This window comes from Mesorhizobium sp. B4-1-3 (genome assembly GCF_006439355.1).
Classification (GTDB): Bacteria; Pseudomonadota; Alphaproteobacteria; order Rhizobiales; family Rhizobiaceae; genus Mesorhizobium.
In genome coordinates this window covers 170,818-185,460 of record NZ_VFTG01000008.1, presented here as the reverse complement: position 1 = coordinate 185,460, position 14,643 = coordinate 170,818, and the positions used below count along the sequence as shown (strand labels likewise).

At 65.2% G+C, this 14,643-nt stretch carries 14 protein-coding genes; 5 read left to right on the top strand and 9 right to left on the bottom strand.

Annotated elements, in window-relative coordinates; genetic code table 11:
• Window positions 1-101: 101 nt before the first annotated feature.
• The 5 genes from FJW06_RS13645 to FJW06_RS13625 all read left to right on the top strand — a co-directional run bounded on the left by FJW06_RS13645 (window position 102) and on the right by FJW06_RS13625 (window position 4,466).
• Window positions 102-869 (top strand): SDR family oxidoreductase, encoded by a 768-nt coding sequence (locus tag FJW06_RS13645; RefSeq protein WP_140752454.1) that lies wholly within the window; start codon window positions 102-104, stop codon window positions 867-869.
• Window positions 866-1,798: a 2-dehydro-3-deoxygalactonokinase gene (locus FJW06_RS13640; RefSeq protein WP_140752452.1), complete on the top strand. Its 933-nt coding sequence runs from the start codon at window positions 866-868 to the stop codon at window positions 1,796-1,798. Before FJW06_RS13645 ends, FJW06_RS13640 begins: the two co-directional genes overlap by 4 nt.
• Window positions 1,798-2,433 carry a 2-dehydro-3-deoxy-6-phosphogalactonate aldolase gene (locus FJW06_RS13635; RefSeq protein ID WP_140752450.1) on the top strand — a complete coding sequence of 212 codons (636 nt, stop codon included), beginning with the start codon at window positions 1,798-1,800 and terminating at the stop codon, window positions 2,431-2,433. Before FJW06_RS13640 ends, FJW06_RS13635 begins: the two co-directional genes overlap by 1 nt.
• Complete coding sequence (locus FJW06_RS13630) at window positions 2,430-3,308, top strand: SMP-30/gluconolactonase/LRE family protein (protein ID WP_140752448.1); 879 nt, start codon at window positions 2,430-2,432, stop codon at window positions 3,306-3,308. The genes FJW06_RS13635 and FJW06_RS13630 overlap by 4 nt, the downstream gene beginning before the upstream one ends.
• A gap of 99 nt (window positions 3,309-3,407) precedes the next feature.
• Window positions 3,408-4,466, top strand: coding sequence for a D-alanine:D-lactate ligase-like protein (locus FJW06_RS13625; protein ID WP_140752446.1), 1,059 nt, complete (start codon window positions 3,408-3,410; stop codon window positions 4,464-4,466).
• On the opposite strand, the gene FJW06_RS13620 is transcribed toward FJW06_RS13625, so the two are convergent.
• The 9 genes from FJW06_RS13620 to FJW06_RS13580 all read right to left on the bottom strand — a co-directional run bounded on the left by FJW06_RS13620 (window position 4,463) and on the right by FJW06_RS13580 (window position 14,531).
• Window positions 4,463-4,750 (bottom strand): DUF1330 domain-containing protein, encoded by a 288-nt coding sequence (locus FJW06_RS13620; protein ID WP_140752444.1) that lies wholly within the window; start codon window positions 4,748-4,750, stop codon window positions 4,463-4,465. The genes FJW06_RS13625 and FJW06_RS13620 overlap by 4 nt on opposite strands.
• A gap of 29 nt (window positions 4,751-4,779) precedes the next feature.
• Window positions 4,780-5,463, bottom strand: coding sequence for an orotidine-5'-phosphate decarboxylase (gene pyrF / locus FJW06_RS13615; RefSeq protein WP_140752504.1), 684 nt, complete (start codon window positions 5,461-5,463; stop codon window positions 4,780-4,782).
• 23 nt (window positions 5,464-5,486) lie between these two features.
• Window positions 5,487-6,077: an NAD(P)H-dependent oxidoreductase gene (locus FJW06_RS13610; protein ID WP_181178283.1), complete on the bottom strand. Its 591-nt coding sequence runs from the start codon at window positions 6,075-6,077 to the stop codon at window positions 5,487-5,489.
• Window positions 6,078-6,198: 121 nt separating this feature from the next.
• Window positions 6,199-6,804 (bottom strand): phospholipid N-methyltransferase PmtA, encoded by a 606-nt coding sequence (pmtA, locus tag FJW06_RS13605; RefSeq protein ID WP_140752440.1) that lies wholly within the window; start codon window positions 6,802-6,804, stop codon window positions 6,199-6,201.
• A 145-nt stretch (window positions 6,805-6,949) separates the two neighbouring features.
• Window positions 6,950-8,077, bottom strand: a complete 1,128-nt coding sequence (dnaJ, locus tag FJW06_RS13600) for a molecular chaperone DnaJ (RefSeq protein WP_140752438.1) — start codon at window positions 8,075-8,077, stop codon at window positions 6,950-6,952.
• A gap of 201 nt (window positions 8,078-8,278) precedes the next feature.
• Window positions 8,279-10,195 (bottom strand): molecular chaperone DnaK, encoded by a 1,917-nt coding sequence (gene dnaK, locus FJW06_RS13595; RefSeq protein ID WP_140752436.1) that lies wholly within the window; start codon window positions 10,193-10,195, stop codon window positions 8,279-8,281.
• 461 nt (window positions 10,196-10,656) lie between these two features.
• Entirely contained in the window at window positions 10,657-11,625 is a 969-nt protein-coding gene (locus FJW06_RS13590; protein WP_140752434.1) for a substrate-binding domain-containing protein, read from the bottom strand.
• Window positions 11,626-11,643: 18 nt separating this feature from the next.
• On the bottom strand, window positions 11,644-12,939 hold the full coding sequence (locus tag FJW06_RS13585) for an ABC transporter permease (protein WP_140752432.1): 1,296 nt from the start codon (window positions 12,937-12,939) through the stop codon (window positions 11,644-11,646).
• Window positions 12,936-14,531 carry a sugar ABC transporter ATP-binding protein gene (locus tag FJW06_RS13580; protein ID WP_140752430.1) on the bottom strand — a complete coding sequence of 532 codons (1,596 nt, stop codon included), beginning with the start codon at window positions 14,529-14,531 and terminating at the stop codon, window positions 12,936-12,938. Before FJW06_RS13580 ends, FJW06_RS13585 begins: the two co-directional genes overlap by 4 nt.
• Between the last annotated feature and the right edge of the window lie 112 nt (window positions 14,532-14,643).

Below are 14,643 nucleotides of genomic sequence, written 5' to 3'. Positions count from 1 at the left end.
GCGCTCATTTGTCGGACATAAGCTTCCGAAATCCGACGTTTCTCCCTTGCCCCCGCGCTTTGTCTGGCTAGGATGCGCGCCGGCCAAAGGGAGAAGAGATCATGATGCCATCGGCGCGTTTCGCCGACCTCGACGGTGCCTCGGTGCTGATCACCGGCGGCGGCTCCGGCATCGGCGCGGCGCTGACCGAAGGTTTTGTGCGGCAGGGCGCCAGGGTCGCGTTCATCGACATTGCTGACAAGCCAAGCATGGCCCTTGCCGACCGGTTGGAGAAGGAGCTTGGCCGCCGTCCGCTCTATCTCAAGGCCGACCTGCGCGACATCGAGGCGTTGCGCGCCGCCGCGGCGAAGGCTGCCGAAGCCCATGGCGACGTGACGGTGCTGGTCAACAATGCCGCGCTCGACGACCGTCACGCGGTGGAAAACGTCACCGTCGAGTTCTGGGACAACAACCTCGCCATCAACCTGCGGCCGCATTTCTTCACCGCGCAAGCCGTGGCGCCCGGCATGAAGCGCGCCGGCGGCGGCTCGATCATCAACTTCACCTCCACCTCCTACCTGATCAACCATCCCGATATGCCGGCCTATACCGCCGCCAAGGCAGGCATCCTCGGCCTGACGAAAGGCCTGGCCGGCAAGCTCGGGCAGGACCGCATCCGCGTCAACGCGGTGGCGCCAGGCTGGGTCATCACCGAACGGCAGCGCGAGCTCTGGGTCACCGACGAGGCGCTCGCCGCACACGTCGCCAAGCAGTGCATCAAGGATGTCATGCAGCCCGAAGACATGGTGGGTACGGTGCTGTTCCTGGCGTCGGATGCCTCGCGCATGCTGACCGCGCAAATGCTGATCGTCGACGGAGGCTTCCTGTGAGCGCAACAGCCGCCGTCGCCGCGCTCGACTGGGGCACGACCAGGCTCAGAGCCTGGCTGCTCGACGGCACGGGCAAGGTGCTTGCCGAGCGGCGCGGCGACGACGGGCTGATCACCGCCCGCGAAAACGGCTTTTCGAACGTGTTGGAAGGCCATCTTGCCGCGATGGGCGCGCCGGACATGCTGCCGGTCATCATCTGCGGCATGGCTGGCTCGCGGCAGGGCTGGATCGAGGCGCCTTACGTCACCGTGCCGGCGCCGATCGGCGCGATTTTGCGCGGCGCCGCCCGCATTGAGGGCTCGCGCCGCGACATCCGCATCGTGCCTGGCCTCGCCCAGCGGCTCGCCGATGCGCCGGATGTCATGCGCGGCGAGGAAACCCAGCTTGCCGGCGCCGGTTTGCCGGCAAAGGGGCGGCATCTCGTCTGCATGCCCGGCACGCATTCGAAATGGGTCGCAGTCGAAGATGGCGCGGTAGCGGGCTTCGGCACCTGGCCGACCGGGGAATTATTTTCCGTCTTGGCCACGCACTCGATCCTGAAGCACTCGCTGGGCGAGCACCCGGCGCCGGTCGCCACGGACAGCCCGTTCTTCCGGCAATGGTGCGAGCGGGCCCTGGGCGAAGGCGGCGACATCTCCTCGAAGCTGTTCGCCATCCGGGCTGCCGGGCTTCTGCTGGATCTGCAGCCCGCCGATGCGGCGGCATGCCTGTCCGGGCTGCTGATCGGCGGCGAGATCGCCTCGGCGAAGCGCCGCTATGGCGCAAGCGAGGCGCCGGTCGTGCTGGTCGCCTCGGGCGCACTGGCCATGCTTTATGGCGCGGCGCTCGGCCTTGCCGGGCTTGCCTTCCGCACCGTGGACGCCGATGAAGCGGTGCGCGCCGGCCTCGTCGAGGCCGCGCGCGAGAACGGCATGATTGGAGGCGCTTGATGAGCCAGACCGCACCCTTCCCGAAGCTCAAGCGCGGCCTTGTCGCCATCCTGCGCGGCCTGAAGCCTTCCGAGGCGGTAGCGATCGGCAAGGCGATCCACGACGCCGGCATCGAGGCGATCGAAGTGCCGCTCAATTCGCCGGAGCCATTCGTCTCCATCGCCGATCTGGTCGAGGCGCTGCCGCAAAGCGCGCTGATCGGCGCCGGCACCGTGCTGACGGTGACGGACGTCGAGGCCTTGCACGAGGCCGGCGGACGGTTGCTGGTCAGCCCCAACATCGATGCCGAGGTCATGGGTCGCGCGATGCACCACGGGATGGTGACGATGCCGGGCGTGTTCACGCCCACCGAAGCTTTCCAGGCGATCCGGCTCGGCGCTTCGGCGCTGAAATTCTTCCCGGCGAGCGTGCTTGGATCGAGCGGCATCGCCGCCATTCGCGCCGTGCTGCCGGCAACGACGGTCATCGGCGCGGTCGGCGGCGTCTCGGACAAGGATTTTGCCGGCTACAAGGCGGTCGGCGTCAGCGTCTTCGGCCTGGGTTCGAGCCTCTACAAGCCAGGCGCCAGCATCGAGGAGGTGGGGCAGCGCGCCCGCGCCGCGGTTGCCGCCTGGGATGAGGCCTTCGGAGGATGACGATGGACGGCGTTTCGGTTTTTTCGGACCATATCTGCGAGCTCGGCGAAGGCCCGAGCTACGATCCCGCCACCGACACGCTGTTCTGGTTCGACATCGTCAATGGCAAGCTTCTGGAAAAGCCACTCGCCGGGAAGCTGAAAATCCATGATCTCGGCGTCATGGCCAGCGCTATCGCCGTCATCGACGACGACCGCCAGCTCATCGCCACCGAGATTGGCCTGCAGGTCCGAGATGTGAAAACCGGCAGGCTGACGCTGCACACGTCGATCGAGGCCGACAATCCGCTGACGCGCTCCAACGATTCGCGTGTCCATCCCTGCGGCGCGCTGTGGACCGGCACGATGGGCAAGGGCGAGGAGAAGGGTGCCGGTTCGATCTACTGGTTCTTCAAGGGCGAGTTGCGCCGGCTGTTTTCCGGCATCACCGTCTCGAACTCAATCTGTTTTTCAGAGGACGGAACGATTGCCTACTACACCGACACAGCGACCGGGCTTCTGATGCGCGTCGCCTGCGATCCGGCGACCGGCCTGCCGGCCGGCGAGGTGAAAGTCTTCGTCGATCATCGCTCCTCGAAAGGCTATATCGACGGTTCGGTCGTCGACCGCGATGGAGTGCTGTGGAACGCCGTCTGGGGCGGTAAGGCGGTAAAGGCCTATGCGCCGGACGGCACGCTGCTGCGCGAGATCGCCATGCCGGTGACGCAGGCTTCCTGCCCGGCTTTTGTCGGCAAGGAGGCCGACCGGCTGGCGGTGACCTCGGCCTGGAAAGGCAAGGACGAGAAGCAGCGGGCGCTCGACCCGCAGGCCGGCATGACCTTCCTGCTCGACATTCCGGTCAAAGGACGCTTCGAGCCGCGCGTGCTGATCGCCTGAGCGCTGTCACGCAACCACCCGCGCCGGTCGGTTTCCCGCAAGCCGATTACCGCGGCCGTGCGATGGTAGCGCGCTGATTTCGACCAGGGCAGACCGTTCATGTCGCGTGACAAGCCGACCCTCATTCTCGTCTACGAGCCGGAGAAGGCCTGCCTCGACCGCCTATCCGCCGACGGATACCCGGCGGATCGTGCCCTGGAAATCTCGTCCTATCTGGCGCAATCGACCGATCTCAAGCCGGAGTTCAGCCAGCTCGCCGAGGCTTGCGAGAAGCGCAGCCTCGCCTTCCAAGCTGTCGAGCTCGATGACGCATCAGCGGTCCTGGCGAAGGCCGATCCGGCGACGACGCTGGTCTGGACGCTGACGGACGGCATTGCCTATTTTCGTGGCGGCGCCTCGCCCGCGCTCGCCCGCCTCAACGGCCTGCGCACCATCGGCGCCGACGATTCCCTTTTCGCGCTCTGCCAGGACAAGCTTCGCTCCGGCGCCGTGCTCGGCGCGCTCGGCCTGCCGGTGCCGGCAGCAGGCCTGGCGCGCAACGGCGCATGGCTGGTCGAGCCGCCGGCCTCGCCCAAGGGCTGGTTCGTGAAACCCAACCGGCTCGGCGCCAAGATCGGCATCTGGCCGGATTCGCGCATCGCCGATCTCGGCCATGCGCTGGAGCTTAGCCGGCGCGTTTTTTCGCATTATCGGGACGACGTCGTCGTCCAGCCCTATGTCGCGGGGCGCAATGTGCGCGCGAGCTTCCTTGGGTTGAAGCCCGAGGCCGGCGTCGAGTCTTTGGGCATATTCTTCGTCGATTCCGGCGGCGACTTCCAGACCATGGCCGACTCGATGGCACTCTATGGCGAGACCGGCCAGGCGGCGAAGGATGCGGGCACCTATGCCGAGCCGGAGCTTGAGGCGGTCGGCGCCAGTCAGCCGGAGGCGGATCGGAAAATCCGCGCCATCGCGCAGAAGCTGATAAGCGGTCTTGGCCTGAAGGACGTCTTTTCCGTCGACTTCCGGGTCGAGGCCGACGACACCGTGCATCTCATCGAGTTCGAAGTCTGCCCCGGCCTGCCCTGCTTCGATTTTCGCGACTATTGCCGCAGAAAGTGGGGCATGGAGCTCGCCGATGCGATGGCAGAAACGGCGGCCAATAGGCTCTTTCGCTAAACGCCTTCGACCAGAACGATCTCGCCGTCGGCCACTTTCTGGCGGATCGCGGCGGCGCGCTGGTACTCCGGCGAGTGGTAGCAATCATGCGCCACGGCCAGCGATTCGAACTCGATGATCACGTTGCGGGCGCGGCCCTGCCCTTCAGCCTTTTCATGCTCGCCGCCGCGCGCCAGAAACTTCGCGCCGAAGCGATCGAAGGCGAGCTTCGCGGCGGCGACATAGTCCTTGTAGCCCTCGGCGTCGTGCACATCGACACGGGCGATCCAATATCCCTTCGGCATTCTCTTTCTCCTGTCTTTCTTTTCGGTCTTCAGGCCGACTGCATCTCGGCGAGGATCGCTTCGGCCGCCGCGCGGCGGTCCGGCGCGGCGACGATCGGCCGACCGACGACTAGGTGGCTGGAGCCGTTGCGGATCGCCTGCGCCGGCGTCACCACGCGCTTCTGGTCGCCGTGGTCGCTGCCCGACGGCCGGATGCCGGGCGTCACCACAGCCAGATCCGGGCCGACGATGCGGCGCACCGCCTCGGCCTCCTCCGCCGAGCAGACGATGCCGCCCATGCCGGCATGCAGCGCCTGTTCGGAGCGCCGCAGCGCCAGCGTGTGTGGGTCGTATTCATAGCCGGCGTCGATCACGTCCTGCTCGTCCATCGAGGTCAGAACCGTCACGCCGAGCAGGCAGAGCTCGCTGCCCCTGGCCGCCTCGACAGCCGCTCTCATGGTTTTGGGATAGGCGTGCAGCGTCAGCATCGTCATGCCCATCTTGACGATGTTCTCGACCCCCTTGGCGACCGTGTTGTCGATATCGAGCAGCTTCATGTCGAGGAACACTTTGGTGCCGCCGCTGGCCAGTTCCCGCGCCAAGTCCAACCCGCCGGCAAAGGCGAGCTGGTAGCCGATCTTGTAGAAGGAAACAGCGCCTTCGAGCTCGCGCACCGCCTTCTCGGCCTCTTTCAGCGTCGGAAGGTCCAACCCCACGATCAGCCTGTCTCGCATCGTGTTCGCCTCCGCGAAATTGATCACGCCTCGATCCGGGTCGACAGCATGCGCGAAGTTTCGATCAGTGTACGGCATAGGCGCTCCATCGCTTGGTGTAGTCTGGCGTCCCTGAATTGTCCGTCCTCGGCGAAGGCTTCGCCGGCCTCGGAGACCGAGCATTCCGGGGTGATCACCTCCATCTGGCAGCGCACCAGCACCGCGCGCAGATGGTTGATGCAGCGTATGCCGGCGAATTTGCCTTCCGAGGATGAGCATAGAGCGACGGGTTTGCCGTAAAGCGGCCTGAACGAACGACTGCCCTCGCTGCGGAGCAGGCTCACCCAGTCGATCGAATTCTTCAAGAGCGGCGGGATCGAGCCGTTATATTCGGGCGTCGCAATCAAGAGCCCGTCATGGGCGGCGATCTGGCGGCCGAGCTTGATCGCGTTCTCGGGGATGCCTCTTTCCTTTTCCAGGTCCTCGTCCATGATCGGCAGCGGATAGTCGCCGAGCGAGATGCGCGTCACCTCCGCGCCCTGCATGGCGAGTTCCTTCTGCGCCACATCGGCGGTCCGGCCGCTATAAGCGCCGGTCCGGACCGAGCCGGCGAAGACGAGGATTCGTGGGATCACTGCCGTTGGCCTGCTTCGCCCGGGGAGTAGGGGAGTAAGGGAATAGGGCAGTAGGGATAGTGCGGAAGCTGAATGTTCATTCCCTATTCCCCTACTGCCTTACTCCCCTACTCACTTGGCCCTAATGCGCCGCGCGGCGGTAGATCCACAGCTGCGTCGGCGGGATGTTGCGGAAGATGAAATCGAAATGCTCGACCGTGTAGTCGCCACGCCCGGCGGGGATCGGCGACAGCGGGCCATAGGTCAGCTGCACGATCGGCCGTCCGGCGGGAATGCGGTCGAGCAGGCTTTCGACATAGGCGATGCGCTGGGCAACCGGGAAATTGAGCAGCGGCACGCCGGAGACGACCGAATCGAACATCATGTCGCGCTTGTCGCCGAGTGTGGCATCGAGATTGAAGGCGTCGCCCTCGATCACGTTGACGCCGGGGTAGAGGCCGCGCAGATGGCGCACGAAGTCGGTCGAATATTCGACCGCGTAGAGGTTTTCGGGCTTCACGCCCTGGGCGAGGATGGCGCGGGTGATGACGCCGGTGCCAGGCCCGACCTCGAGCACCGGCAGGCCCGATCTCGGATTGACGATCGAGGCCATCTTGCGGGCGGTGATGGAGCTGGTGGGAACGATCGAGCCGACCGTTTTGGGCTTGTCGATCCAGCCCTTGAAGAACTTCAGCTCGTCGTCGAATTTTTCGGCCAGCGCTTTGCGCAACCCGGGACTACGTGCCATCAGAGCTCTCCTCAATGCTCAGCCCCCGATCCGCTACTTAGCAGGTGGGTGGGACAAGGCAAGGCGTCAAGCTGGCATAAGATGTTGATGACGCTTGGGAAGCGGATCGCCCCTTCCCAAGCCGTGCGCAATAGGGCTGTGAGGATCAGGTTTCGCCGAACGACTCGAAGAAGTCCTTCATGCGGGCGAAAAAGCCGCTCGACTGGGGCGAGTTGTCCTTCGAGGAGAGCTGCTCGAACTCTTCCAGCAATTCGCGCTGGCGGCGCGTCAGGTTCTGCGGCGTCTCGACCGCCGTCTGGATATAGAGGTCGCCGACATTGGGCTGGCGCAGCACCGGCATGCCCTTGCCCTTCAACCGGAACTGGCGGCCGTTCTGGGTGCCTTCCGGCACTTTCACCTTGGTCTGCGTGCCGTCCAGCGTGGTGACCTCGAAGGAGCCGCCAAGCGCGGCCGTTGTCATCGAAATCGGCACCTTGCAATAGAGATCGGCGCCGTCGCGCTGGAAGAATTCGTGAGGCTTCACCGCCAGGAAGATATAGAGGTCGCCGGACGGTCCGCCGCGCAGGCCCGCCTCGCCCTCATTGGCAAGCCGGATGCGGGTGCCGTCCTCGATGCCGGCCGGGATGTTGACCGACAGCGAGCGCTCCTCGGTGACACGGCCCTGGCCGGCGCATTTCGGGCAGGGGTCCTTGATCGTCTGGCCGCGGCCCTGGCATTGCGGGCAGGTCCGCTCGATCGAGAAGAAGCCTTGCGTAGCGCGCACCTTGCCGTGGCCATGGCACATCGAGCAGGTCACCGGCTGCGTGCCGGGCTTGGCGCCGCTGCCGGAGCATTCCGAGCAGGAGATGGAGGCCGGCACGCGGATCTGCGCGGTCTTGCCGGAGAAGGCTTCTTCCAGCGTGATTTCCATGTTGTAGCGTAGATCGGCGCCGCGCTCGCGGCCGCCCGACGAGCGGCGCTGACGGCCGCCCATCATGTCGCCGAAAATGTCCTCGAAGATGTCGGCGAAACCGCCGGCGCCGAAGCCGTGCGCTGCGCCGTTCATGCCGCCCTCGAAGGCGGCGTGGCCGAAGCGGTCATAGGCGGCGCGCTTCTGCGGGTCCTTCAGCGTCTCGTAGGCTTCGTTGATTTCCTTGAACTTGTGCTCGCAGGCATGGTCGCCGGGGTTGCGGTCGGGGTGGAACTGCATGGCGAGCTTGCGGAAAGCGCTCTTGAGCTCCTTGTCGTCGGCGCCCCTTTGCACGCCCAGCGTTTCGTAGAAATCAGCTTTCATTTTTTCCCGCTGTCCGGATGCTCAATGTCTTCAAGCATTGTTGGCAAGTTCTGCCGGCATGGTCTTGGATTTAGGAGCGATGTTTCCCGGATGCTAGTACTAAGCCGGGGCTGCTCCGGGTTTTTCGTCACTTTTTCGGGCAGGGTTGCAAAAAAGCCCGGCCTTGCGCCGGGCTTTTCGCATGATCCGCCGTCGGCCGGCTCAGGCCGACTTCTTCTTGTCGTCGTCTTCGTTGATTTCCTCGAAGTCGGCGTCGACCACGTCCGAATCCTTGGCGGCATCCGCCTTGGCATCGGCTTCGGCCGCCTCCTTCTGCGAGGACTCGTACATGGCCTGGCCGAGCTTCATCGACGCTTCGGCGAGCGCCTGCGACTTGGCCTCGATGTTGGCCGGGTCGTCGCCCTCGGCCGCCGTCTTCAGCGCGGCGATCGCGTCCGAGATCGCGGTGCGATCGGCCTCCGAGACCTTGTCGCCATAGTCCTTCAGCGACTTCTCGGACGAATGCACCAGCGCCTCGGCCTGGTTGCGCGCCTCGACGAGGGCACGACGCTTCTTGTCGGCCTCGGCATTGGCCTCGGCGTCCTTCACCATCTTCTCGATGTCGGCGTCGGACAGGCCGCCAGAAGCCTGGATGCGGATCTGATGCTCCTTGCCGGTGCCCTTGTCCTTGGCCGAGACGTTGACGATGCCGTTGGCGTCGATGTCGAAGGTGACCTCGATCTGCGGCACGCCGCGCGGAGCCGGCGGGATGCCGACCAGGTCGAACTGGCCGAGCAGCTTGTTGTCCGCCGCCATTTCGCGCTCGCCCTGGAAGACGCGGATCGTCACCGCCGACTGCGAATCCTCGGCGGTCGAGAAGGTCTGGCTCTTCTTGGTCGGGATCGTCGTGTTGCGCTCGATCAGCCGGGTGAACACGCCACCCAGCGTCTCGATGCCCAGCGACAGCGGCGTCACGTCGAGCAGCAGCACGTCCTTGACGTCGCCCTGCAGCACGCCGGCCTGAATGGCGGCGCCGAGCGCGACCACTTCATCCGGGTTGACGCCCTTGTGCGGCTCCTTGCCGAAGAACTGCTTCACGATCTCCTGGATCTTGGGCATGCGGGTCATGCCGCCGACCAGGACCACTTCGTCGATCTCGCCAGCCTTCAGGCCGGCATCCTTGAGTGCAGCCTTGCAGGGCTCGATGGTGCGCTGCACGAGGTCCTCGACCAGGCTTTCGAACTTCGCCCGGGTGAGCTTCATCGTCAGGTGCTTCGGGCCGCTGGCGTCGGCGGTGATGAAGGGCAGGTTGATCTCGGTCTGCGTCGTCGACGACAGCTCGATCTTGGCCTTCTCGGCCGCTTCCTTCAGGCGCTGCAGCGCAAGCTTGTCGGCCTTGAGGTCGATGCCCTGTTCCTTCTTGAACTCGGCCGCCAGATATTCGACGAGCCGCATGTCGAAGTCCTCGCCGCCGAGGAAGGTGTCGCCATTGGTCGACTTCACCTCGAACACGCCGTCGCCGATTTCGAGCACCGAAATATCGAAGGTGCCGCCGCCAAGGTCATAGACGGCGATGGTCCTGCCGTCCTTCTTCTCCAGGCCGTAGGCAAGCGCGGCGGCCGTCGGCTCGTTGATGATGCGCAGCACCTCGAGGCCGGCGATCCTGCCGGCATCCTTGGTCGCCTGGCGCTGGGCGTCGTTGAAATAGGCCGGAACGGTGATGACCGCCTTCTCGACCTTCTCGCCGAGATAGGCTTCCGCCGTCTCCTTCATCTTCTGCAGGATCATGGCCGAGATCTGGCTGGGCGACTGCTTCTTGCCGCCGGCCTCGACCCAGGCGTCGCCATTGTCGCCCTTGACGATCTTGTAGGGGACAAGCTTCTTGTCCTTCTCCGTGACCGGGTCGTCATAGCGGCGGCCGATCAGGCGCTTGACCGCGAAGATGGTGTTTTCAGGATTGGTGACCGCCTGGCGCTTGGCCGGCTGGCCGACGAGACGTTCGCCGTCGCTCGATATGGCGACGATGGAAGGCGTCGTGCGCGCGCCTTCAGCATTCTCGATCACCTTGGGATCCTTGCCATCCATGATGGCGATACAGGAATTGGTGGTGCCGAGATCGATACCGATAACTTTTGCCATTGTTCTGGTCTCTCCTCTAAGCAGGCTCTCAGGACCCTTGAAAAGGCGTTCCGACGAAAGCCCCTGTTCACAAGAAATCCCGTCACGATCCCCGCTTTTCAGGGCCGGACGGCTGGCGCGTATATAAGAACAGGCGATACGAGGCGCAAGCATTCTGCGCAAGCTGTTCATTGTCTCGGCAAGGGCCGGCACGCGATCCGCCGCGCTTTGCAGCAAGATCGGCGCGAGCCCGCGCTATCGCATTGTTCCGGCTGTCTTTTTTAGATACGGCGCTGCTGGCGACGCTCGGAGCCGCCATCCGGCGGAGGCAAGGCTCGCCTCGGCAGGCGTGACTTTCGGTCGCGAAAGAGCGGGAAATCGGCATTGCGGCGACGCTTCGCGCATCCGGCGGCAAGCCGTGGGGGAGCGCCTCGCGCTCGGGCAGCCCTGCCGGGCGCATGGCCCGGCAGGATATCCTAAGCTTAGAGCCCGTTGTCCTTGAGGATCTTGGCGGCGTTCTCCTTGGTGACCTTTTCCGTCGGCAGCGTCATGGTCTTTTCGACCTTCTCGCCGTTCAGGAACTTGATCGCCTGGCGCAAGCCCTCGGCGCCCGGCGTGACATAGGTGAAGGTCGCCGTCAGCTCGCCCTTGTTCACCATCTGCACGCCTTCGTTGGGCAGGCCGTCAATGCCGATGAACTTGATGTCCTTCTCGCGCCCGACATCCTTGGCCGCGAGATAGGCGCCATAGGCCATCGGATCGTTGTGGCCGTAGACGAGGTCGATCTTCTCGTTGGTCTTCAGCGCGTTGGCCATGATGTTGTAGGCCTGGTCCTGCTTCCAGTCGCCCGACTGCTGGTCGAGCAGGTACTTGATGCCCGGCTCCTTGTCGGTGAATTCATGGAAGCCGTCATGGCGGTCATGCGCCGGCTGCGTGCCCATGCCGCCCCAGATCTCGACGACGTTGCCGGCGGCCTTGCCCTTGCCGCCCAGGAGCTCGACGGCATATTCGCCCGCCGCGCGGCCGATCAGCTTGTTGTCGCCGCCGACGAACTGCGTGTAGTCCTTGGTGTCGACATTGCGGTCGAGCACGAAGACCGGGATCTTGGCGTCGATCGCCTGCTGCACCACGCCGGTGAGACCGGCCGATTCCTTCGGCGACACCAGCAGCGCGTCGACCTCCTGGCGGATCAGGTTCTCGACGTCGGCCACCTGCTTTTCGGTCTTGTCCTCGCCGTCGGTGATGATCAGCTCGACTTCCGGATGCTTGGCGGCCTCCGCGATGATGTCCTTGTTGAACTGGGCGCGCCAGGGTTCGATGGTCGTCACCTGCGAGAAGCCGATCTTCCACTTCTTGCCTTCGGCGAAGGCATGATTGCCGGAAAAGAGCGCGGTGGTCGTCACAAGCGCCGCCGCGAAGGTGGCGAGCTTCAGCATATCACGTCGTTTCATGGTCCTGTTTCCTCCGGATTATAGAGACGAGGTCTCCTGTGACGGCCGCTTCGCCGCGGCCGTTTCCTTTTGCGCCGTCCGTCCGTTGGGCAGGCGCAGATAGCTTAAGATGTCGCCGGCGTTGCGCTCCTGAACGAGCACGGTGCCGATGATGATCGCCCCCTTCAGCACCAGCTGAAGGTTCGAATTGATATTGTGCAGCTGCAGGATGTTGGAGAGCAGCCCGAAGATCAGCACGCCGCAGAAGGTGCCGATCAGGCTGCCGCGCCCGCCCATCAGGCTGGTGCCGCCGATGACCACGGCGGCGATGGCGTCGAGCTCCAGCCCGGCGCCGGCGTCCGGCTTGCCCTGCCGGTACTGCGCCACGTAAAGCACGGCCGCGATGCCTGCGAGCAGGCCGGACACGGCATAGGTGGCGATCTTGACGCGTCCGGCCGCGATGCCGGACAGCCGCGCCGCCTCCTCATTGCCGCCGATGGCGTAGACATAGCGGCCGAAGGGGGTGAAGCGCAGCACCGCGCCATAGATCACGACCGCGCCGAGGAAGAAGAGGCCCGGCATCGGCACGACGCCGAAGACCAGCGAACGCAGGATCTCGAAGTCCTCGGTGGCGTTGGAGCCTGTATAGACCGGCAGCACGGCATTGTTCTGGCCGGCGGTCAGCCGCGCTATGCCAAGCGCCGTCACCATCATCGCCAGCGTCACGATGAAGGGCTGCAGGCGGCCGGCGACGATGATGAAGCCGTTGATGGTGCCGAACAGCAGGCCGACGCAGGGCGCCACCAGAAGCACGCCGAGCACGCCGAACTTGGTCTCGACCTGCGGCAGCAGGTACCACAGCGAAAGGCAGCACAGCACCACGCCGACGATCCCCGGGATGACCAGTCCGCGCGCCGTGTCGAGCCGCACGTCGCGGCCGGCTTGCGCCCCGGCGCGGGATTTCTCGATATTGAGCAGGATGAAGCGCGTGACCAGCGCGCCGAGGCAGAGAGCCACCAGCGCGGTCGTCGGCACGCCGAGCGCCGCCGACGGCGTGACGCCCGGCACGGTGAGCAGCATGGCGCAGACGACCGAGCAGATTGCCATCAGCGAGCCGACGGAAAGATCGATGCCGCCGGTCAGGATCACCGCCGTCATGCCGGTGGCGATGAGGCCGGTCGTCGACACCTGGCGCAGCACGTCGAGCAGGTTGCCGTAGGACAGGAAGATGTTGTTGCCCTTGGAGCTGATCGGCGAGCCGAACACCCCGATCAGGAAGATGGCGATCAGCCCCCAGTAAAGCTTGGTGCGGGAGAGAAGGCTGAAGAGGTTCATGCGGCAGATCTCGTAGAACGTCTTGGTGTGACAAGTCTGGGCGCGGCAAGCCGCATGATCGCTTCCTCGCTGGCCTCCGCGCGGGACAGGATTCCGCGCTGGCGGCCCTCCACCATGACCAGGATGCGGTCGGCCAGATGCAGGAGCTCGGGCAGCTCCGAGCTGATCACGGCGATCGCCAGCCCGTCGCCGGCGAGCTTGAAGATGAGGTCGTAGATCTCGCGCTTGGCGCCCACATCGATGCCGCGCGTCGGCTCGTCGAGCAGAAGCACGCGCGGCCGCGTGGCCAACCATTTGCCGATCACCACCTTCTGCTGGTTGCCGCCCGACAGCGTGCCGGCCGCCTGCTCGATGCTTTCGCAGCGTATGCCGAGCGCGCTCACCGCCTCTCGCGCAAGGCCCTGCTCGCCCGAACGCGAGCGCAGGCCGAAGCGCGCCAGCGCGCCGACCAAAGGTAGCGCGACATTGTCGGTGATCGAGGCCGTGAGATGCAGGCCTTGCGTCTTGCGGTCCTCGGTCACCAGGGCGATGCCGAGCCGGCGCGCCTGGCGCGGCGAGCCGATCTCGACCGGCACGCCGTCGAGCTTGATCTCGCCGCCGGTGCGGCCATCGCTGGAGCCGAAGATCGCCTCCAGGATTTCGGTGCGGCCGGAACCCAGCAGCCCGCCTATGCCGAGGATTTCGCCCGCCGAAAGGTCGAAGCTCACGCCCTCGATCACCGTGCGCCAGCCATGCCGGTCGGGCTTGGACAGCGACAGATCCCTGACCGAGAGCGCTGTCTTGCCGCCCGGGCCGCGCTGGTGATCGGAGGACGCCAGGAGGTCGCGCCCGACCATGGCCGAGATGATGGCGTCTTCGCTCAGCGCCGCCATGTCCTGCGTCAACACATGGCGCCCGTCGCGCAGCACCGTCACCCGGCTTGCCAGATGCATGACCTCGTCGATGCGGTGCGAGATGTAGACGATGGCGACGCCGCTTGCCGCGAGCTGGCGGATGATGCGGAATAGCCGCTCGCATTCGGCCGGCGACAGCGCCGAGGTCGGCTCGTCCATGATAAGGATGCGCGCCGACTTCGACAGCGCCTTGGCGATCTCCACCAGCTGCTGCTCGCCGACCCTCAGCGTGCCGATGCGCGCTTCCGGGTCGAGTTCGATGCCGAGACGCTCAAGCAGCGCGCCTGCCGCGCGGCTGCTCGCCTTGCGGTCGACGACCAGCCCGGCGATCAGCTTTTCGCGGCCGAGGAAGATGTTGTCGGCGACGCTGAGCTCGGGGACGAGGTTGAGCTCCTGGTGGATGATGGCGATGCCGGCGTCCTCGGCGTCGCGGACGCCGGTGAAACGGACCGTCTGGCCGTCGACCGCCACGGCACCTTCGTAGTCCGTGTAGACGCCCGAGAGTATCTTCATCAGCGTCGACTTGCCGGCGCCGTTCTCGCCCATCAGCGCATGCACCTCGCCCGGCCTGAGGTCCAGGCTCACGTCGGACAGCGCTGCGATGCCCCCAAATCGCTTGGAAATGCCGGTCGCGCTCAGAACGACGGCGGGACCATCGGCGGTCGCATTGCCAGTCGTGATGGAATCCGCGCGCTGCATGGCAAAGGACGGCCTCCCTCCGTCGTCTTCGAATGTCAGAACGCTAATCTAAACGTTTCGAACGTGTCAAGCGCATATCTGGTCATTGAGGATTGGTGCATTTTCAATTCTT